The 21,995-nt window shown below is 37.7% G+C and carries 14 protein-coding genes; 4 read left to right on the plus strand and 10 right to left on the minus strand.

Annotated elements, in window-relative coordinates; all coding sequences use genetic code 11:
• The first annotated feature begins 50 nt into the window (after window positions 1-50).
• On the plus strand, window positions 51-608 hold the full coding sequence (locus AAG068_RS17400) for a CatB-related O-acetyltransferase (RefSeq protein ID WP_342715188.1): 558 nt from the start codon (window positions 51-53) through the stop codon (window positions 606-608).
• Window positions 609-655: 47 nt separating this feature from the next.
• On the opposite strand, the gene AAG068_RS17405 is transcribed toward AAG068_RS17400, so the two are convergent.
• On the minus strand, window positions 656-8,128 hold the full coding sequence (locus tag AAG068_RS17405; RefSeq protein WP_342715189.1) for a DUF7507 domain-containing protein: 7,473 nt from the start codon (window positions 8,126-8,128) through the stop codon (window positions 656-658).
• A gap of 116 nt (window positions 8,129-8,244) precedes the next feature.
• On the opposite strand from AAG068_RS17405, the gene AAG068_RS17410 reads away from it, so the two are divergent.
• Window positions 8,245-8,994, plus strand: a complete 750-nt coding sequence (locus tag AAG068_RS17410; RefSeq protein ID WP_144614151.1) for a (S)-benzoin forming benzil reductase — start codon at window positions 8,245-8,247, stop codon at window positions 8,992-8,994.
• A gap of 35 nt (window positions 8,995-9,029) precedes the next feature.
• Here AAG068_RS17410 and AAG068_RS17415 read toward each other — a convergent pair whose 3' ends face one another.
• From AAG068_RS17415 to AAG068_RS17440, 6 genes are all read right to left on the minus strand, one after another.
• Window positions 9,030-9,863 (minus strand): GNAT family N-acetyltransferase, encoded by an 834-nt coding sequence (locus tag AAG068_RS17415; RefSeq protein WP_342715190.1) that lies wholly within the window; start codon window positions 9,861-9,863, stop codon window positions 9,030-9,032.
• 66 nt (window positions 9,864-9,929) lie between these two features.
• Window positions 9,930-11,438, minus strand: a complete 1,509-nt coding sequence (gene argH, locus AAG068_RS17420; RefSeq protein ID WP_342715191.1) for an argininosuccinate lyase — start codon at window positions 11,436-11,438, stop codon at window positions 9,930-9,932.
• 98 nt (window positions 11,439-11,536) lie between these two features.
• A complete protein-coding gene (locus tag AAG068_RS17425; protein ID WP_342715192.1) occupies window positions 11,537-12,646 on the minus strand; it encodes a serine hydrolase in 1,110 nt (369 codons plus the stop codon).
• 117 nt (window positions 12,647-12,763) lie between these two features.
• The gene (locus tag AAG068_RS17430) at window positions 12,764-13,705 is read right to left on the minus strand and encodes a nucleoside hydrolase (RefSeq protein ID WP_342715193.1); all 942 of its coding nucleotides are present in this window, start codon (window positions 13,703-13,705) and stop codon (window positions 12,764-12,766) included.
• A 114-nt stretch (window positions 13,706-13,819) separates the two neighbouring features.
• Window positions 13,820-15,253, minus strand: a complete 1,434-nt coding sequence (panF, locus tag AAG068_RS17435) for a sodium/pantothenate symporter (RefSeq protein ID WP_342715194.1) — start codon at window positions 15,251-15,253, stop codon at window positions 13,820-13,822.
• Window positions 15,254-15,256: 3 nt separating this feature from the next.
• The gene (locus tag AAG068_RS17440) at window positions 15,257-15,535 is read right to left on the minus strand and encodes a YhdT family protein (RefSeq protein ID WP_000800722.1); all 279 of its coding nucleotides are present in this window, start codon (window positions 15,533-15,535) and stop codon (window positions 15,257-15,259) included.
• Window positions 15,536-15,807: 272 nt separating this feature from the next.
• Between AAG068_RS17440 and dhaS the strand changes: the two genes are divergently transcribed.
• Window positions 15,808-17,292: an aldehyde dehydrogenase DhaS gene (gene dhaS / locus AAG068_RS17445; protein ID WP_342715195.1), complete on the plus strand. Its 1,485-nt coding sequence runs from the start codon at window positions 15,808-15,810 to the stop codon at window positions 17,290-17,292.
• A 71-nt stretch (window positions 17,293-17,363) separates the two neighbouring features.
• On the opposite strand, the gene AAG068_RS17450 is transcribed toward dhaS, so the two are convergent.
• Both AAG068_RS17450 and fabG read right to left on the minus strand, forming a co-directional pair.
• Window positions 17,364-18,694, minus strand: a protein-coding gene (locus AAG068_RS17450; protein WP_342715196.1) for an IS3 family transposase whose coding sequence is annotated in 2 segments (ribosomal slippage) — window positions 17,364-18,307 and window positions 18,307-18,694 — 1,332 coding nt in all. Because the reading frame shifts where the segments join, the coding sequence is not laid out codon by codon here.
• Between the two features lie 149 nt (window positions 18,695-18,843).
• A complete protein-coding gene (gene fabG / locus AAG068_RS17455) occupies window positions 18,844-19,584 on the minus strand; it encodes a 3-oxoacyl-ACP reductase FabG (RefSeq protein WP_342715198.1) in 741 nt (246 codons plus the stop codon).
• A 285-nt stretch (window positions 19,585-19,869) separates the two neighbouring features.
• On the opposite strand from fabG, the gene AAG068_RS17460 reads away from it, so the two are divergent.
• Window positions 19,870-20,019 (plus strand): YfhD family protein, encoded by a 150-nt coding sequence (locus tag AAG068_RS17460; RefSeq protein WP_001035808.1) that lies wholly within the window; start codon window positions 19,870-19,872, stop codon window positions 20,017-20,019.
• Between the two features lie 72 nt (window positions 20,020-20,091).
• On the opposite strand, the gene AAG068_RS17465 is transcribed toward AAG068_RS17460, so the two are convergent.
• The gene (locus tag AAG068_RS17465) at window positions 20,092-21,945 is read right to left on the minus strand and encodes a terpene cyclase/mutase family protein (RefSeq protein ID WP_342715200.1); all 1,854 of its coding nucleotides are present in this window, start codon (window positions 21,943-21,945) and stop codon (window positions 20,092-20,094) included.
• Between the last annotated feature and the right edge of the window lie 50 nt (window positions 21,946-21,995).

Here is a 21,995-nt window from a genome sequence, read left to right on the forward strand (position 1 = left end):
ATATAATATTCCATACGTATCGCTTAATTGAGAAAGGAGGCTGAAGAATCATGTTATATTTAAATCAAAAACCAGAATATAGTAAGTATGATATCGGTGATTATACTTATAGTAAAGTAGGTCCAACTATTTTTTCTTGGAATGATGAAACGAAATTAAAAATAGGTAAGTTTTGTTCATTAGGAGAAGAAGTTGTTTTCCTACTTGGTGGTGAACATCGTGCCGATTGGATAACAACTTATCCATTTAATGCCCTCTTCAGTGAAGGAGCACATATTACTGGTCACCCTTCTTCTAAAGGTGATATCGTAGTCGGCAATGATGTATGGATTGGTTATCAATCCTGCATTTTATCTGGTGTTACAATTGGTAATGGGGCCATTATCGGCGCCAGGAGCGTTATTACAAAGGACGTACCCCCGTATGCAATTGTAGCTGGTAATCCTGCAAAATTTGTTCGATATCGTTTCCCACAAGAAACGATTGACAAACTAGAGAGTCTTGCATGGTGGGACTGGGACATTTCTGTTATAAAAGGAGCCATTCCATTACTACTCTCCAACAAAATCGACGAATTTTTCACCTCGCCCGAAAAAGAATCTACATGATTAATGCAGAAAGAGCATCCTTCTCTTACAGGATGCTCTTTCTGCATTTATTTTTTCTTTATTTGCAAGTGATCACACGGAGAACATTGAAAAGGAATTTTCCCTAAACAATTAAGATTCGTTTCGCAAATTTGTTCTATCATTGGAACAAATGGAATGACAACTATATTACTTTCTACTATTTGTGTAACAGGTGGTAACACTGTGCCTACTTGATGTTCGAAACGAATACTCGCTTGATTAATATAATTCCCCGAACCACTTGGGGCACTCTGAACTACTACTTGGAACGAAACTGTTCGTGCTTCACCTGGATTTAAATTCCCTATAAGAAACCCTGATACCGGGCTTACATTTGGTACTGGTGTATTATCAACCGTTACACTTCCAAGGACAAATCGAACACTACTATCTAACATATCTTGAAAACGAATATTTTGTATGACAGTATCACCCGTATTTGTAATAACTGTCGTAAACGTAATAATATCTCCAATCGTTGCTGCCTGTAAATCTGCCGTTTTTACGACTGTCGTTGAGACATTTTGAGGAATAAACGGGATAACAACTGTATTGCTATCACCTTCCACTACTACTGGCAGCTCATTCGGATTTACAATTGCGAGCCCATTTGCTATAGCAGTATTTGTAACTAAATTATTTATTTGCCCTCCTATTATTACAACTTGGAAATTAATAATTGCCGCATCATTTGGCTGAAAATCACCTAATGGAATACCGGTATTCGGAGTAGCAAATGGAAGAGGTACATCGTTTACCGTTACCGTGCCATTTATAAATAACGTATTTGGATCAATGATATCTGTTAACACAATGTTGGTCACAGGAACTGTACTATCATTTATAACGGCAATTCCGTAAGTGACAACATCCCCTACCATTGCTACTTCAAAGTTTGCTCCTTTTGCAACAAATAAGATTGCAGTATTTACCGTCACTATAACTGTATTGCTTGTATCCATCACTGTAACTGGAGGCTCCCCTGGTACTAAAATATACTCTGCTAACGCCCCAGCAACGTTTACTACTGTACCACCATCTGGAAAACTTGTAATCGTAGCTTCATATGTTACAATCGCCGTCTCACCGACTGGAATGTCTACAATCGTAAATCCAACCTGAGGATTTACTCCCGGACGAGCTACTCCATTTACAGTTACACTATTTGGTACAAAATCAGCTTCTGGAGATAGCACATCGATAAATTGAATATTCATAGCATCAGCAGTACCAGTATTTAATATACGAACCGTATACGTTACCGTTTCTCCTACTCCAACGATTGAATTGTCTACTTCTTTCTGCATATCTAAACTGCCTCTATTTACTGGTGTGACTGTCGTATTACTTGAATTCGTAATTGTAAACGGAGGTTCTCCTGGAATCAATTCGAAATCACCCGTTACTCTCGCTGTATTCATAATGCTACTAGAAGGCGGAACTGCGATTACATTTACTGCAAATGTAATTAATACGCTATCCCCTACTGCAAGATCTGGTAATGAAAAGCCTATAAATGGATTTAAACCTACTTGCGGAATCCCATTTATTTGTACACTTCCAGGAACGAATTCTAAACTAGGTGATGGAACATCAATAAACTGAACATTTGTCGCTGTTACTGTTCCCGTATTTGTAACTTGTACACTATACGTTAAAGTATCTCCTAAACGTGTTGCTTCTTTATTTACAGATTTTATAACGCTGAAACGCCCTCTATTTATTCTTGTTATCGTCGTATTACTCGGCTCTGTTACGACAACCGGTGACTCTCCTGGTACTAAAGTAAAGCTTCCTGTTATATTTGCAACGTTAGTAATTGTTCCTGATGACGGGATGTTTGTAACTGTCGCTTGAAACGTCACGATAACCGTTTCACCAACTGGTATATCTCCAACTCCAAAGCCAGTAATCGGATTTAAGTTTGGTTGCAGGGCTCCATTTATCGTTACACTATTTGGTACAAATGACGCTCCTGCTGAAATGGTATCAATAAACTGAACATCATTAGCTGTTACTGTTCCTGTATTCGTTATTTGAATCGTATACGTTAATACATCTCCAATGAGAGTAGCAGCCCTATTTACTTGTTTTATAACATTAAATTGTCCTCTATTTACAGTTGTAAGTGTTGTATTGCTCGGCCCTGTTACTATAACTGGTGGTTCTCCTGGTACTAATACAAAGCTTCCAGTTACATTTGCCGTATTGGCAATTGTTCCGTTTGCTGGAACACTGATAACTGTTACTTGGAATGTAACTTCTACACTTTCACCTGGGCTTATATCTGGAAGCGTGAATCCATTATTAGGATTGAATCCAGTTTGTAGCACGCCATCTATCGTTACACTATCTGGTATAAATGTGATCGAGGACGGTAATACATCACTATATTGAACATTCGTCGCTACCACTGTACCTGTATTTTGAACTACTGTTGTATATGTGATTGTATCACCTAATGCAACAACCGGCTGACTTACTGATTTTAAAACATTTAAACCAGGTTCATTAATTTCTGTTAATGTCGTATTACTTGTTGTCGTCTCCGTAATCGGTGGTTCTGTTTCACTTACAGCAAATGTAGCTGTAACGTCTACAAAGTTAACAACTGTTCCACCTTCAGGTATGCTCGTAACCACTTCCTGATATGTGACAAGTACAAAATCATCTACAGGTATATCTGGAACTGTAAAACCGATGAAAGGATCTAATCCTGGTGCCGGTACCCCATTTATGCTCACACTTCCCGGTACAAATGCTACGCCGGCGGAAGTTGTATCTATAAATTCAACATTCGTCGCTGCCACTGTACCGAAATTAAAGATTAATACATCATACGTTAATACTTCTCCTACAGTCGCTACTTTTTTATCTACTAGTTTTAATGGGAAAATCGAAGCTATATTAATTGTCGTAACGACTAAATTCGTTAATATCGTTTCCGTAATTGGTGGTTCCTGCGGATTTGGTTGTGAAGTAAATGTAACATCTGCATCATTTAATATGACTTCATTATCTGGAATTTCTGTAATCATCACTCGGAACGTTACCTCAATACTTCCACCAGCAATTAATAATGGCGTAACTGTAAATCCTATTTCTGGATTTAAACCGAGTTGCTGCACCCCACCTATCGTTACACTACCTTCTTCAAATGTCGTTCCTTCTGGTATGACATCTTGGAAGAACACATCTGTAACTGGTATAATTCCTACGTTTGAAATGAGCACAGTATACGTTAATACATCCCCAACCGCTCCAGTTGCAACGTCAACTGTTTTTGTTGCTGTTACTTCACCAGGAGGAGGTAACGGTATTGTAACTACCGTTGTATTACTTGAGTTCGTTGTTGTTACAGGTGGTTGTAAAGGATTTAATAAGAAAGTGGCCGTAGCAGATGCTGTATTTAATACTGCTCCACGTGTAGACGGTGCAACTACCGTAACTTGGAACGTTACTGTCAATGATGTTCCAGCTGCAATATTTGGAAGTAGGAAACCAACATTTGGATCAAATCCAGGTTGAGGCGTTCCATTTATCGTTACACTATTTGCTACAAATGTTGTTTCTGGCGCAATTGGATCAATGAAAGAAACATTCGTTGCTGTTACTGTGCCGTTATTTCGAATGACAACAGAATACGTGTAAGTTTCTCCAAGTGCTGCTTGTTGTACAGATGAAGATTTTTGTATACTTAGCTGTGCTGTGTTTACTTGTGTCACTACAAAATTACTATTTGTTACAGTCGTTATTGGAGGGTTTGCTGGATTTATAAGAAAACTTGCAGTAACGTTCGATTGGTTTCTTATATTTCCACCGCTCGGAACACTCGTCACTGTAACTTGAAACGTAATCGTAGCCGTTTGCCCGACCGGAATATTCGGTACTGGGAATCCTGCCATAGGATCCGCGCCTGGCTGTACGACTCCGTTTATCGTCACACTATTTGCTACAAACGCAGTACCAGACGGAATTGGATCTTGAAAAATAATATTCGTTGCAGGAACAGTTCCTGTATTTTGAATAAGAATCGTATACGTTAACGTATCTCCTACACCTGCTTGCGTTGTATTTACACTCTTCATTACATTAAGTGATCCTACATTCACTCGCGTCACAACAATATTACTAATCGTTACAATTGTAATTGGTGGCTGGAGAGGACTTACTTGGAAATCCGCAGTTACATTTGCATTATTCGGAAGAACTCTATTTGGTGGTACACTCGTGATTGTCACTTGAAAAGTAACTGTTACCACCCCTCCAACTGGAATATTGGCAAGTGGAAATCCAGTTGGAGGGTTTAAACCTGGTTGAGGTGTTCCGTTTATTGTTACACTATTTGCTACAAACGTTGTTCCAAATGGAATTGGATCAAGAAATGATACATTTGTCGCTGCTACTGTTCCACTATTTTGAATACGAACTGTATACGTTAACGTATCTCCTACACCTGCTTCAGTAGCGCTTACACTCTTCCTTACATTTAACCCTGAAGAATTTACAACAGTCATAACAGTATTACTTGGCACCGTTACAGTAATTGGTGGCTCTGTTGGATTTACAAGAAAATCTCCAGTTACATTCGCATTATTTACAACATTATTTCCTTGAGGGATTTCATCAATTAATACTTCAAACGTAACAATTGTACTCGCGCCAGTAGGCAAATTATTTAATGAGAATCCAAGTTCTGGATATGCCCCTTCTTGTAAAACTCCATTAACAACTACACTATTTTCGATAAATAATGTCCCTTGTGGAATTGAATCTTGGAAAAATACATTTGTAGCTGGTACACTACCTGCATTTATAATTTCAATTGTATATACTAAAACATCCCCTACCGTTGCAACATCGGTATTCACTGATTTCACAACTTCAAAGTTCCCTGATTGTACTGTTGTATTCACAATGTTACTCGGAACATTGATTGTTACGGGGGGTTCACTCGGATTCACTTGAAAACTTGCTGTTACATTTGCTTGATTTAAAATATCTTCGTTTTCTGGATCCTGTACAATTAATACGTCAAATGTGACTACAACTGTTTGAGCCGCAGGAATATTAGGAAGAGAAAATCCTGTATTCGGATTCAATCCACTTTGTGGTACTCCATTAATTGTTACAGAATTTGCAACAAATGAGACAGCGGGAGAAATAGCATCTTGGAAAAACACGTTTGTTAACGGAACGTTTCCTGTATTTTGGACGGCAATCGTATATGTTAAAGTGTCCTCTAATGCCGCTTGTGTCGTATTCACTTCTTTTATTACATTTAAACCACCTGTATTAACTTGTGTCACAACTGTATTCGTTTGTCTATTAATCGTCACTGGTGGTTGATTCGGAATAACGACGAAATTAGCAGATACATTTCCGCGATTCGCAATCGTACCTCCTGATGGCGTAGATGTCACTCGGACTTGAAAACGCACTGTCCTACTTCCACCTGGAGAAATATTTGCTACCGCAAACCCATTCGAAGGATTTGCTCCAGGTTGTGAAACCCCATCTACAGTTACACTATTCGCTATAAAAGTCGTTCCAATTGGGATTGGATCTTGAAAAATAACATTCGTCGCAAGTACATTTCCTGTATTTTCAATTGTAACAGTGTACGTCAGAACGTCATTCACTGTTGCAAAAGCTCTATCTACTGTTTTTCTCGTTCTTATATCACCTATATTAATAGTAGTAACTACAGTATTACTTGTCGCTTGCCCTGCAACTGGTTGTTGACCAGGTACTGGAGTAAAGTTAAATGTTGCACTCGCACGATTCGGAATTGGATTGACAAGCGGATTAGATGTTACTCGAACTTGAAAGCGCACTACAGTCGTTTGCGAAGCATTAATACTCCCTAGATTAATACTACTTGCTGGATTTGCTCCTGGACGTGCTATCCCATTTACCGTAACACTATTTGGAACAAATGTTGTTCCAGCAGGTATACTATCAACAAAAACAACATTATTTGCAGTGACATTCCCATTATTCGTCACATTAACCGTGTATGTTAATACATCATTAAGGGTTGCTGTCTGTAAATCTACAGATTTTTGCATACTTATAGTTGCTTGATTCACTGTCGTTTGTACTGTGTTTGAAGAAGACATACTTGTAATTAGTGGACTACCGACGAAAGGACGGAATTGATATGACACCATTGCGCGATTCGGAATAGGATTTGGATTCGGGAACGATGTTATTCGCACTTGAAATGTAACAACTCTTTGCGTGTTATTTGGGATTGTGCCTAAATTAATTCCATTAGCAGGGTTCGCATTCGGCTGTGTTACTCCACCTACCGTTACACTACCTGTAACAAACGTCGTTCCGTTCGGAATACTGTCTTGTAATATAACATTTTCTGCACTTCCCGTACCTGTATTAGGAACTGTAATTGTGTAGGTAAGAATATCTCCAACTCCTGCAACTGTTCTATTGACCGATTTAACAGGATTAATAATTGGCCCCGTTGCATCAATTTGAACCCCAAAACCAGCTGCAGCATATCCATCTCCATTAGTAACGAATCGAACTGTTGCTGACGTTTGATTATTTACTAATGATGCAGAGGCATTTACATTTGTAATATCCCACCCTTGTCTTCGGACGGCTAAAGCTATCCCTAAAGGTTGATTCAAATCTCCAAACGTTCCAGTTGTATCTAACTCTCCAATGTCGTTACAAATTTGTGATTGAAAGAAATTATTTGCGGGGTTTCTCGGGCCAGATAATGCAACTGTAGCATTCGCATTCGGTCCAAAGCGAAGTTGGTCTCCAACAATGTTAGAATCACCTTCTTGAGTAGTTACGAGCACTCGCCCTGTTACAGCTCCTGTCGCTGGGGTAGCAAATCCTGAAATAATAGCATCAACTGGTGGTGATGAAGCATCGATAATTTCTTGACCTGCATAAACTGACAAATTCCGAAGTGGCAAACTTGCATTTTGATACACAACCTCAAGCGTCCATCCAGCCGAACGACTAATAGTTGGATCAGATGAAGTTCTTGCAGCTGGCACAGCCCCCGTTGTATAAGTTCCTGCCCCACCTGCACTAACCAGATTCGTTACATTAGCAGAGCGAGCATAATAAAATTGATTTCCTACTGAGCCTTGCTGCGCGGTTGCAGGATCTGGCGTAACAGAAAACGTCCCTGCTGGCGTTGTAAATGTAATGTTATCATTTAAAAATGGTAAAACATCTTCCGTATCAGTCCGGAAAGTACCAGCCCAAACTAATTCTGCATATAACACACTGCTTCCCGCTGGAAGGTTTAAAATTGCACTTGAAGAATTCAATTGCCATTCATCTGTTGTCCCTGCTGGGAATCCTGGTACTTGCAGCGCTGTATTTACTGTCGTAAACACAGCAAGTGTACCAAAAATATTGCCTGGCGCAGGCGATGTAGGGCTAAGCCCTAACGTATTCCCCGTAAAAGTGACGGCACCAGGTACTGTTGTTGTAAAACGATTTATAAAAGGCACACAATCATCTCATTTCAATTATAGTAAAAAGTGCTCTATACTATAAAATGTAGACAAACTATGCAATGTACTTTGTCCAACAAAATTCCGCACATACGAGAGGAGCTTACTACACTATGCGCTATGTTATCGTAACAGGAACTTCACAAGGTTTAGGTGAGGCAATCGCCGCGCAATTGTTAGAAGAAAACACAAGTATCATCTCTATTTCTAGAAGAGAAAATAAAGAGCTTACGAAACTTGCACAGCAATATAACAGCAATTGTGTTTTCCACTCCTTAGATCTTCAAGATGTACATAATTTAGAAACGAACTTTAACGAAATCATTTCATCTATTCAAGAAGACACTGTATCATCTATTCATTTAATTAATAATGCTGGTACGCTCGCACCGATGAAACCAATAGAAAAAGCTGAAAGCGAACTGCTCATTACGAATGTTCAAATTAATTTACTTGCACCGATGATTCTTACCTCCACTTTCATGAAACATACGAAAGACTGGAAAGTAGATAAACGTGTTATAAACATTTCATCTGGTGCAGGGAAAAATCCTTATTTCGGATGGGGCGCTTATTGCACAACGAAAGCTGGTGTAAATATGTTTACACAGTGTGTAGCAACCGAAGAAGCAGAAAAAGAATATCCAGTAAAAATCGTCTCTTTTGCACCTGGTGTTGTTGACACAAGTATGCAAGCACAAATTCGCGAAACAAATAAAGAAGATTTCATAAATTTAGACCGCTTCATCGCACTAAAAGAAGAAGGAAAACTATTGTCACCTGAATACGTTGCGAAAGCAATTCGTAACTTACTAGAAACTGAGAATTTCCCGCAAGGTGAAGTCATTCGAATTGATGAATAACAAAAAGGCACGCTCTAATAGCGTGCCTTTTCATTTTATTTCTCTAAAAATATAAGTACAGACTCCGCAATTTGTTCATAACCAATTTCTTGATAAATTTTATTAGACGTAGGATTCGCTAGATCAGTATATAACGTAGTCGTCTTATACCCTTCATCTAACATACGTTGACTAAGTGCACCGACACAACTAGATGCGTATCCTTTTTTCCGTTCTTCTTTCGGCGTATATACGAAATTAACTGTTATATTGTTTGTAGTCGGTCTCGTTTTTGCAGCTACAGATACAAGCTTCCCGTCTACTTCTAAACCAAATAGACGACGGCTAGTAATTAATGTATGAGCGGTTTGGATCGCTTCTTCTTTCGTAGTAGGCAAATTCACATATTCGCAAAATTGATATATCCACTGTTCTATTAATGTTAGCTCATCACTACTTACTTCTCGAAAGACTCCATCTCCGTTCCACTTTTTCTTCACTTGTTTTAATTCATATATACCTTGCTCCATTGCAACAGTAGTTTTCTTATTTTCTAACACTGCAATCTCTTCCGCTAATCTCTGTACCATTTTCTTATTACCAATCAATCCAGGAACATTTGGATATATTTCCGTTAATTTTTTTGCAAGTTCCACGATGTCCTCTTCCGACATTTCAGACGTAGCAACAATGATTTGTTTCTTTTCTTCTGTTTGAAGAAATACAACTGCAATTTCTTCCTCTTGTTTTGCTATCCCCATAAATATCGGTTGTTGGATCATTTGTAATACACCTAATATGAGATTATTTTCCTGCTCATTCTTTTCTAAAAATGGTGTAACCTCTTCTTTAAAAGTAAGAATCTCTTCATATACATGTAATTGAATCATCGACAATCTCTTCTCTCTATTTATAGTTTCATTAAGTATTGGCGATTAATTCATTAAATCCCTCTTTTACGATTCAATAATATTCGAGGCTAACGTATTCAAATCATTTTCCGCTTGTAAAATTCTCTGTTTTTCCTTTTCAAATACCTCTTCTTCTTTTTGAAATGATTCTTTTCGATTTTTAATCATACGCTCCATTTCTTTTTTACTCGGTCCACCGTATACATTTCTTTTTTGTATAAAAGCTTCTGGTGATACAATTTCTTCCCATTCTTTTTCTAATAATTTTATTTTTAATTTTTCTTTTAAGTATATATTTACATCTTTTACATGTAATTCATGTAGCTCTTTTTTCTGCTCCAATGACATATTCGCAATAACACTCGCTGCCTGATGCGCATGTCGAAATGGAATGTCATAGTTTTTCGTTAAAACATCTGCGAAATCAGTTATCGTAATTGCATGTTTATAAGAACGGCTTTTTAACGTTTCTTTTTCTACTTTCATCGTTCGAATGACTGCATTCATAATACAAAAAACACGAATGGTCTTTTCAATTCCTTTATATAAATACGGCTGCAAATCATCTTCTGTATCGACAATATCACCAAATGGTGTATTATGAATCATTTGAAATACTGTAAATGCTTCTCCTAAAGCACTACTCGTAATCGCACGGGCATGTTCAATGGAAACTGGATTTCGCTTTTGCGGCATAATGCTACTAATTTGTACATATGGCTTTGCAACAGTAATACCATCATATTCTTTCGTCGCTAATAGTAAGAAGTCATGAATCCATCTACTCGTATTCGTCATCATTACCATAAGTAACGAGCTAACTTCTAATAAATAATCCGCTCCCGCAACAGCATCATATGAATTCTCAATTACATTTGTAAATCCAAGTAAATAGGCAACTCGCTCCCGTTTAATTGGAAAACTTGTTGTGGAAAGAGCCGCAGCCCCCATTGGAGATTGATTTAAAAGTTTGTACGTTTTTTTCATCCTTTCTAAATCTCTTTGCATCGTATCATAAATCGCTAACGTATAATGACCAAATGTAGTTGGCTGTGCTGGTTGTGTATGTGTATAAGCTGGCATAATCGTTTCCTTATGCTCATCGGCAAGTTGTAACATACTTTCTTGCAGTAACAAATGATGCTCCATTAATCGTAATACATATCGCCTTAAACTCATACGATACATCGTTACACCCATATCATTTCTACTTCTACCAATATGCATATTACTTACATAATCGCATTTTGCTTCTTGAGAAATTAAATGTTCGACTAAAAAAAAGAGATCTTCATGCTGTTTTGTATATAGCAATTGATCTTTCGGAATTCCCTCTATCTTTTTTAGTGCGTATAATATAACTTTAGCTTCTTCCTTTTTCATTAAATTTTCTTCAGTCAGCATTGTAATATGTGCTTTATGCACTTGAAACATATCTTTTAATAAGTAATTTCGCTGAAAATGAAATACATGTTGTAATACACAATCCACATATGTTTTCCCAGGGAAATCAGCGCCTTCACTCTTTATAAACTCTTCTTTACTTTGTTTCATCACCTTTTCCCCTCTCACCTAAGTATTACTAACCATCATACCCAGAGATAGGAAAAAAGTGCTTGTATATAAAAAACTCGGTGCTCTCTGCACCGAGTTTATTTAATAAAAGTCGCATCATACTTATCACTTTGCAACACTTGGAAATGTAAGTTTGCTAAATGTTTACGTATTTCTGCACTGTCGTCCTCATTTAAATTATTTGCTAAAAACACTATTTCTGTACAGTTCCCGCGTTTGTCCATTGCATAAACTGCTTTTGTAACTGTCCATGGCGTATAACCATTTTTTTGCCCTGCATGTCTAAATGTTTTACGATATTTCTTAGCGCTCATATCTGTTTCAACGATATTCGCCCACACTTTTTCTTCGGCTTCTGTTAGGCCACCTTTATGATTTGCCTTTTGAAGCAGTACCATATAATCATTTGCAGAAGCTGCTGGTAATCGATCTGACCAAATTTTATCGTAACGTTCCTCTGAATAAAGAGGAATTTCCTTCTGTAATAATGGTCCCTTCTTTTTTAAGCGTTCATGAATAATCATCGCATATTCACGATATTGCTCTTGAGACATTTCTTTTAACTTTTTCTCTATTTTATATTTCGGAACATGTAATTCTTTATGCAAGTACCCAGGGATGTACAAAGATGAAACAATCGGAAATAGCGGCTGATGTGCTGGAAGGGATAAACTTTGTAAATTCCGATTAATATTATCTAACCCTAACACTTCCATTAAATATTCAGCATTCGCATTCGAACTAAACTTAACCATTCCTTTTGCTACTTCTTCTAAAGAAACTGCTCCTTCTGTTATCTTGTTTGTCTTTTGCAAATACCTTTGCCATCTATCTTGTGCACCGCCATCTGTATTCGGTACGTAATAACGATTCACATCATTTATGGAAACGAAACTAGACGGATCAATTTTCCCTTCCGTAACTTGTTTCGTATATTCAAGCGCCACGATTAACTTCATCGTACTAGCAACTGGCAATACAACGTTGGGATTTACAGAATAAACGACTTTATCATTTCTCTTTACTAGAAGCGCGCTATTTTTTTCATCTTTATGTTCTTCAATAAAGGATGCGATATACTGCGCATCATCATTATTTGAACTCCATACTTTTTTCACTAAAAAATTACCCGATATTAGCAAAACGAAAATACCCACAATTACTGCGCATACTATAGTTTTTTTCAAGTGAAATTCCTCTCCTATTGTGTAACTCTTCTCTATTTATCTCTTACAAACAAAATAGTGGAGATGATTATTTTAGTAATCATCTCCACTATTTTAACTTGTATCCTCTTATTATGTCTACGTCATAATTTTGACGAAGTCTTCGAGAAATTTTTTATAATGCAATGACCAACCAATTCGAACCCAATTCTTTAAAGCTTTTGCATCAGGTTGAGGACGAAAATCAGCAATACTTTCACCTTTTGCAATCCCTACTGTATCTATATCGACACGGCGGTATACATAGTCTAAAATAGACGGATTTGCCGCAACCATCATTGTGACAACGTCATGCACTGGACTTCCTTTTATTTTCGGATTTAGCTTTCTATAAGCTTTATAATAATACGTAAAAATAGGTTCAATTAATTTATTAAAATTCGTTTTAGAATGTTTCGTAATGTAATTCACCATCTCTGGCGTAATAATTGCTTCAGATGTAACGTTAAGTGGCACTAATGTCACATTCTTGGCGTTTTGCATCACTAATTGTGAAGCAATGGGATCACCATGAAAATTCGCCTCTGCAACTGGTGTAACATTTCCAGGCATTAAGAAAGAACCGCCCATTATATAATATTCTTTCACATACTTCATCATCGGCTTTTGCAAAATAAACGCTGTTGCGAGTGTCGTTGACCTGCCAGCGTCAACAATGATTAATTCTCCTTTATATTTTTCAAGAATATCAAAAAACACACAAAAAGGCTTTATATTCGGAGAAAGATTTTTCGGAGGACGAATTGGTCCTAAACCTTCTGCCCCGTGAATTTCCGGATAGTATGTTGTAATATCTCCAGATAAAGGAATCTTAGCACCATTAATAATCGGTATATCTTCCCTTCCTGCTAACTGTAATAAATATGCTGCATTACTCGTCGCCTTTTCTTGCGTTACATTTCCATATCCCGTTACTACGCCGACAATATCAATATCAGGATGCAACAATCCATACATAATTGCTAAAGAGTCATCAATTCCCGGGTCTCCTAAAAATAATACTTTTTTCATCGACCTCAACTCCATCCCCCTCAATTGTTATTAATTTATGAATAGTCATTGATATACAGAATAAAAAAGAACAAATTCATACGAAAAAACGCAGTCCTATAAGGACTACGTTCTTCATATGACCTATACTGTTTTTTTCATAGCACTCATACTTCCAATGATATAAGCGATAAAAGCTAAGCAAATCGGGAAGACAACTGTATGTATACCGAACGGATTTGGGTAGAGAAGATGAATACACATATATGAGCCTACTCCAACTAAAATAGAAGCGAGTGCCCCTGCTGCATTTCCTTTCCTCCAATACAACCCTAATACAATTGGCCAAATGAATGCTGCTTCTAATCCACCGAAAGAAAATAAATTTAACCATATTAAAAAATCTGGCGGTTTAATCGCTGCTGCATAAACGAGCAGTCCTACGATAGCAGTAATCCATAAACTTCCTTTTCTAATCGTACTGTCTGCGGCATCTTTATTTATGTAATTTACGTATATGTCTTTAATAATTGATGAACTTACAAGTAATAGTAGCGAGTTTACTGTAGACATAATTGCTGCCATTGGTGCAGCTAAGAAAACTCCAGCTAACCAAGGTGGTAATACTTCCATCGCGAGTAGCGGCATTACTTTATCTGGTACCGTAATGCCTGGAAGTACAACTCTTGCGAACACACCCGTTAAATGCATACCAATCATAATTGTACCTACAACAATCGTTCCAATTATAAGCGCTTGATGCATCGCTTTTGAATTTTTATAAGACATAGCACGCACGCTAATTTGTGGTAAACCGACAACACCAATTCCAATTAAAATCCAAAACGATGTTACATATGATTTCGTTAAACTGCCATCTGCTCCGAATGGTGTAATTAAATTCGGGTTGATTTGAACAAGTTCCTGCATAATTTTTTCAATTCCACCACCGGCAATGACAGTAGCAATTAAAATAATTGTCGTCCCAACTAACATAATGATACCTAATAACGTATCTGATAAAGCAACTGCACGGAATCCACCAATTAATACGTAAACAAGTACAGAAAAAGTAAATAAAAATAGTGCTGTTGTATAAGAAAGACCCGTTAACGACTCAATTAATCGGCCACCGCCGACCCACTGAGCTACTGTTGCTGAAAATAAGAAGATAATAATACATAACGCAGAAAGTATAACAACTGCTTTATTATTATATCTTCCCTTTAAATAATCGATAAGAGTAATGGCTTCCATCTTCCTAGCGATAATTGCAAACTTTTTACCGATAACCGTTAATACGATATACCCTGTTACAACTTGAATCGCAGATAGTAGTACCCATCCAAGACCCATATTGTATGCAATACCAGGACCACCAATAAAGCTACTTGCACTACCATACGTAGCGATCATTGTCATCGCTAATAATAAACCTCCAAGTTCACGCCCACCAAGAAAATATTCTTGTAAAAATTTATTATGAGCTGTCGCTTGTACGCGTCTTGAAGCATATACACCAATCAAAAATACAACGATAAACGAAATTATCATTGGAATGATTACATACCAATTCATCTATTATTCCTCACTTTTTTCTTCCTCATCGAGTGAAATATCTTGAAATACAAAACGAACAACTAAACTAAGTAAAATAACCATAACGATAAATCCAACGATACAGCTATAAAAAAACCATGCTGGAAAACCGAATACATATGTATATTCACTTGGATTTTTACTACCAAGCCCATAAGCAAATCCGTACCATATTATAAAATTGATAATAGCAAGTCCAAGACCAATTAACGCTTCTCTATGGGCAATTCGAAAGCGTGGATCATCATGATAATTCTTCATTTTCTCCCTCCTCTCACGATGTATTATTGTACCATTGTTCCTCTAGTTTTTCCTACTAGAAAGCAAAAACAAGCAGGATTTTTTATATTCATATAGAAGATTCTCTTACATTACATATTTTTTACAATTGTAACACAAATGAAATTTGAATTTTCAGTATTTGTTAATTATGATTTAAATTAGAGACTTTCCATCTAGTTCCTACATCCTTGATTTCGGAATAAACGCCGTCTCGTACTGCGTTTACATTATATTTTCAAGGGGGTTATACAATGAGTCAACTAGCTGTAAATCTTCATGAAAAGGTAGAAAAGTTTCTTCAAGGTACAAAAAAATTATATGTGAATGGATCCTTCATTGAAAGCGCTTCCGGAAAGACGTTTAAAACACCTAACCCAGCAACTGGCGAAACACTTGCCGTCGTTTCTGAAGCTGGTCGCGAAGATATTCATAAAGCTGTCGTCGCAGCTCGCATGGCTTTTGACGAAGGTCCTTGGTCACGTATGAGCACTGCTGAGCGCAGCCGTCTTATGTACAAACTAGCTGATTTAATGGAAGAACATAAAGAAGAGCTTGCACAGCTCGAAACGTTAGATAACGGAAAGCCAATCCGTGAAACAATGGCAGCAGACATACCACTTGCAATTGAGCATATGCGCTATTATGCTGGCTGGGCAACGAAAATCGTTGGTCAAACAATCCCTGTTTCTGGTGATTTCTTTAACTATACACGCCATGAAGCTGTTGGTGTCGTTGGTCAAATCATCCCTTGGAACTTCCCACTTCTTATGGCAATGTGGAAAATGGGAGCAGCGCTTGCTACAGGATGTACAATCGTTTTAAAACCTGCAGAACAAACTCCACTATCCGCTCTATACTTAGCTGAATTAATTGAAGAAGCTGGATTCCCGAAAGGTGTTATTAATATTGTTCCTGGATTCGGTGAATCAGCTGGACAAGCACTTGTTAATCATCCACTCGTTGATAAAATTGCATTTACTGGTTCTACTCCAGTCGGTAAGCAAATTATGCGCCAAGCATCTGAAACATTAAAACGCGTTACACTTGAGTTAGGCGGTAAATCACCAAATATCATCTTGCCAGATGCTGATTTATCTCGCGCGATTCCTGGTGCACTTTCTGGTGTTATGTTTAACCAAGGACAAGTATGCTCTGCTGGATCACGCTTATTTGTTCCGAAGAAAATGTATGATAATGTCATGGCTGACCTTGTTCTTTACTCTAAAAAATTAAATCAAGGTGCTGGCTTAAGTCCAGAAACTACAATTGGTCCTCTCGTTTCTGAAGAACAACAAAAACGTGTAATGGGCTACATTGAAAAAGGAATTGAAGAAGGTGCTGAAGTACTTTGCGGAGGAAGTAATCCATTCGATAAAGGCTACTTCGTTTCCCCTACTGTATTCGCTGACGTTAATGATGAAATGACGATCGCAAAAGAAGAAATTTTCGGCCCAGTTATTTCTGCAATACCTTTTAACGATATTGATGAGGTAATCGAACGTGCAAATAAATCACAATTCGGCTTAGCAGCTGGTGTGTGGACAGAAAATGTTAAAACAGCACACTACGTTGCAAGTAAAGTACGTGCTGGTACTGTATGGGTAAACTGTTATAACGTCTTTGATGCAGCATCTCCATTTGGAGGATTTAAACAATCCGGTCTTGGCCGTGAAATGGGATCTTACGCATTAAATAACTATACAGAAGTGAAGAGCGTTTGGCTCAACTTAAACTAACGGAAAAAGAACCTGACCTATCTGAACTGTACCCTATAAAATGGACAGTTTAATAAAAAAGCCCTGAAAAATCAAGCACTTAAAAGGTGGTTCCGATATTCAATCGGAGCCATCTTTTTTAATGTCCACTGATAACGATTATAATTATACTCCTTCATATATTCCCTTATGTTGAGCTCGAGGGATTCAAAGGTTTGACAATCTTTATAATCTAATTCATCTTTCATATGACCAAAAAAGGATTCCATTGGTGCATTGTCTAAACAATTGCCCCTACGGGACATAGATTGTCTGATTCCCATTTCCCTTACGCGTTTCTGAAATTCAGGGTGTGTGTAATGAATACCTTGGTCTGAATGTAGAAGCGCTTCAGAATGGATGCTTTCTCCTAATCTCTCTTTCAAGTTATTTAATGTTTGATAGACGATATCCATTTGTAAAGAAGAGGAGACATGATAGGCTAAAATTTCTCGTGTTGTGCTGTCTTTTACACATGATAAATAAGCCTTCTTTCCTTTTCCATAAAATAAATAGGTAATATCCGTTAACATACTTTTTTCAGGCTCTTCTTGATTGAATTGGCGTTTTAAAAGGTTCGGACATGTTTTATGTTCTTGTGTCGCCTTTGCGATGTGTTTATAAGGATTCGCTCGGCGAATCTTTGTCACAAGATTATATTTACGCATAATACGGTAAATAGGTTTGAGGTTCATACAAATTCCTTTTGTCTTTTCCAACACCATTTTGATAGAACGACCACCACATGTTTTCCTTTTTCGATTGAAAATTTCTTGGATCCATTCATAATCTGTTTCATCATTGCGTTCTTTTTCTAGATGTTTCTCTGTCTGATGAAGCCACGCATAGTATCCACTCCGACTTACCCCAGCCAGTGTGCAAAGATAACGCACCATACGTGGCAATTGGAATCGACGTATGGTTTGTTCAATCAGTGTGTATGTTTCTCGTGGTGTTAACGCTTCTTCTGTAACGCCTGCCTTTCGAGTTCTTCTAACTTTTTTAGGAATGTCAATTCCGCTTCTAAGAACGCAATACGCGCTTCCGCTTTCTTTAATTTTTCATCGGAAGAGAGAGATTTTTCCGAAGGACGTCCCGTGCTTCCTTTCCCGCGGCGTTCTGTATAAAATCCTTCTTCACCAAATTGTTCAAAGGTTCTTCGCCAACGTTTCAAGCATTGTTTTGGTTTCTCCTCACCAATCACAGCTAAGTCAAACCCATTCTCTAAAAAGATTTGGCTAGGACCTTTTCCTTGTTGATTTTCTTTTACCGCTCTTACTTTGAAATCTGGACAATAGCTAATCGAACGTTCCGACGCTTTTACTACATTTTTATTTTTTTCCAGCTGCTTCATTTGAATCTCATTAAAAATAATTTTACTCATTCTCCGTACCTCATTTCTATCGTTGGTTCCATTATAACGAGGTTTTTTGATAAAAATACACAAAAACCCCGAATCATGGGGCTTTTTTTAAGTGTCCATGATTCGGGGTACAGTTCAATCCGGTCAGGTTCTTTTCATTATGTATGCCTTTAAACTTGCAGTCCCCCGCTCACATTCAATACTTCTCCTGTAATATAGGATGCGTATTCTGATGCTAAAAAGGCAGCTGCGTTCGCAATATCTTCTGGCGTTCCGATTCTACCAACTGGAATTGCGCCGACCATCTTTTCTTTCACTTTATCTGGTATCGTTTTTGTCATATCTGTATCCATAAATCCTGGACAAATCGCATTACACGTAATACCGAAACTTCCAACTTCTTTCGCTGCCGTTTTCGTTAAACCTACAACGCCTGCCTTCGTAGCTGCATAGTTTGCTTGACCTATGTTTCCTTCTCTACTAATTGAAGATATATTAATAATGCGTCCATACCCTTGTTGTCTCATGTAAAGGAGAGCTGGTTGCATACAATAAAAAACACCAGTTAAGTTTACTTGCATTACTTGTTCCCAAGCAGATTTCTCCATTTTATGTAACATTGCATCTCTTGTAATCCCAGCGTTATTCACTAAAATATGTAATGTTCCGAATTTTTGAACCGCATATTCAATTAACGACTTCGCTTCATTTTGATTACCCACATCACATCGATATAAGCTCACTTCATATCCTTCATCCGAAAACTCACGTGTCGTTTTTTGTAACTTCTCTTCATTTACATCACTAATCAATACTTTCGCCCCTAGTTTTGCATAAACCCTTGCAATCTCTTTTCCAATTCCCTGTGCAGCTCCTGTTACAACAGCTGTTTTCCCATTTAAAAACTCCATCCCTATCCCCCATTTCTATTACTTATACTGTATATTTCGGCTTTTTACTTTCCAATTCCTCTTTGTATAAAAAAGTCTATTTGTGTCAAACTAACTTTGCAACGTCGCATAAAGTGAAACTTTAATCAGTGGGGGTTTTCTCCATCCCCCACTGATTATTAGTTGAACCAATCGGACTTTTATGGGCAGTTGATCCCCCACCTAACTTCTTTGCTTTCGCTGAATTTTGAGGTGGGGGTCTTACTGCCCATTAAAGCGGGATAAAATGCAAGGAGATTGTGTCGAATGAATAAAAAAAATTTCAAACAAAACAAAGCTACTGATGGCATTGATGTTGAGTTCTCTCGTGAACTCGCTGACCACAATGACTTAGAAGCGAACGCACGTGCAAATGCCGCTGATGCACGTCAAAAACGCCAGTCTACAGAAAAATAAGGAAAGCACAACCTTATTCTTTTCAACAGGGACCTACTACCCAACAAAATAAACCGAGAGACATCTCTCGGTTTATTTTCGATATTTTTTTATATAATGTGCCAAAGTAAGTAGCGGATAAATTTGAGCATAGCTATGATAATGAATATAAAACCCACCTGGTAAACCTGTTCCAGTAGGATATTTTCCATTCACATAAGGATTGGCAAGCAAATATGAAATACCTTTTCGAATAGTTGGTGTTTCTTTATCATAGTAAGAAATGAGAGCATCTAACGCCCATGCTGTTTGAGATGGTGTACTAAATGGTAAAGTAACGAATCTTTTCTCCACACTACTTTGGCATGATTCTCCCCACCCACCATCTTCATGCTGTATATGTTCAAGCCATAAAGCTGCTCGTTTCAATGATGGATTGCTAGATGAAATTCCGAGTGACCGTAAACCAGTCATAACAGCCCACGTACCATATATATAACAAATCCCCCATTTCCCATACCAGGATCCATTTTTCTCTTGTACATTCATTAACCAATTTATCGCACTTTGTTTTTGTTTCTCAGGTAATTCATTTTGCGTATATGTCCCGAAAAGTTCTAACACTCTCCCTGTAATATCTGGTGTAGAAGGATCTGTAATCATGTCGCTTGCGTTTTCGATTGGTAAATTTGCTAATAATTTGCTCGTTACGCCTTTTTCAAACGCTCCCCAGCCACCATCATTATTTTGTAATCCTTTAATCCAATTGACCCCTTTCTTCCATGCATTGTCTATATTTTCGTTTCCTCTACTTCTTGCCAACGCTCTTAGCACAGCTGTTGTATCATCGACATCTGGAATTGTCGTACTCACATCCGAAAAACCCCAACCACCAGGAGTCAGCGCGGGAGCATGTACGCTCCAATCAGCTTTTTTTGTATGCTGTTTTTTTAATAAATATGTTATTGTCTGTTGAATCATCTTGTTATCTTTCGGAACGTGTGCCTCTTGTAACGTATAGCTGAGTAAAGCCGTATCCCATACAGTTGAAGGCGAGTTTTGCAAATGATTCCCTCTTTCCATCTTCCATATATAAGATGTTATCCCCGTTATGGCCTTTTGAATCATTGATGATTGAAGAGAATGTCCTAATGCGAGTAAAGCATAAATCATATAAAACGAGGCAGTTGCGTAACTATATAACGTTCCATTTTCATCAATACGCTCTTTCATAAAACGTTCAACTTCCTCATATCCTTTATGATGTAACGAAAGAGGATACGATATAATTTGCTTTACATCACTTAATAATGTTTGAAACAACGGAGACCGATCCTCCCGAAACCATTCTCCGCCCCCGCCGGCAATGTGATTTAAATTTGGCAATAACTTTTTCCCTACTTGAAATCTTTTATTTAAACAAAGCATCATCGGAATTAAATGGATACGTGCTGAGCTACTCAATTCAAATATACTGAGAGGGGAATCATTTTGGAGAAACATGATTGGTGTTGGCAAATGAAAGAGTGAAGGATATTCATACTCTCCATGAATTGCTAACAAAAACTTCGTCATAAAATGAGCACGCGCTACGCCTCCACGTTCCTTAATAAACATTTCGGCCCGCCTCATATTCGCATCTTCTTTTGTATATTTTTTCGATGCTAGCAGGGCCGCATAAGATTGAATTGTAGCAGATAAATTCCCTCCAACTTCATCTTCATACAATTTCCATGTTCCTTCATTTGTTTGGAGTGATGCTAACCTTTTTACAAACGGTTCTATCTCTTTATCTCTACCTAATAATTTTAATAAAAAAATCATATGGCAATCTGTTAATGGTGCCCCTTCAAAACAAAACCGCCACGTTCCATCTCGCTGTTGCATCGTTTGAAGGGCCGTTGTTCGCCCCGCTATTTCTTCATGCACTTTTTCATATAATAACAACTTACTCACCCACCCTTTCGAAATCCGTATAACGATATTCAAAAAGGGAG

Origin of the sequence: Bacillus paramycoides (assembly GCF_038971285.1) — a bacterium.
Taxonomy (GTDB): Bacteria; Bacillota; Bacilli; order Bacillales; family Bacillaceae_G; genus Bacillus_A.

Coding starts and splice junctions, on each gene's coding strand:
- AAG068_RS17400 (WP_342715188.1), top strand. CDS start 51: ATGTTATATTTAAATCAAAAACCAGAATATAGTAAGTATGATATCGGT.
- AAG068_RS17410 (WP_144614151.1), top strand. CDS start 8,245: ATGCGCTATGTTATCGTAACAGGAACTTCACAAGGTTTAGGTGAGGCA.
- AAG068_RS17415 (WP_342715190.1), bottom strand. CDS start 9,863: ATGATTCAATTACATGTATATGAAGAGATTCTTACTTTTAAAGAAGAG.
- argH (WP_342715191.1), bottom strand. CDS start 11,438: ATGAAACAAAGTAAAGAAGAGTTTATAAAGAGTGAAGGCGCTGATTTC.
- panF (WP_342715194.1), bottom strand. CDS start 15,253: ATGAATTGGTATGTAATCATTCCAATGATAATTTCGTTTATCGTTGTA.
- AAG068_RS17440 (WP_000800722.1), bottom strand. CDS start 15,535: ATGAAGAATTATCATGATGATCCACGCTTTCGAATTGCCCATAGAGAA.
- dhaS (WP_342715195.1), top strand. CDS start 15,808: ATGAGTCAACTAGCTGTAAATCTTCATGAAAAGGTAGAAAAGTTTCTT.
- fabG (WP_342715198.1), bottom strand. CDS start 19,584: ATGGAGTTTTTAAATGGGAAAACAGCTGTTGTAACAGGAGCTGCACAG.
- AAG068_RS17460 (WP_001035808.1), top strand. CDS start 19,870: ATGAATAAAAAAAATTTCAAACAAAACAAAGCTACTGATGGCATTGAT.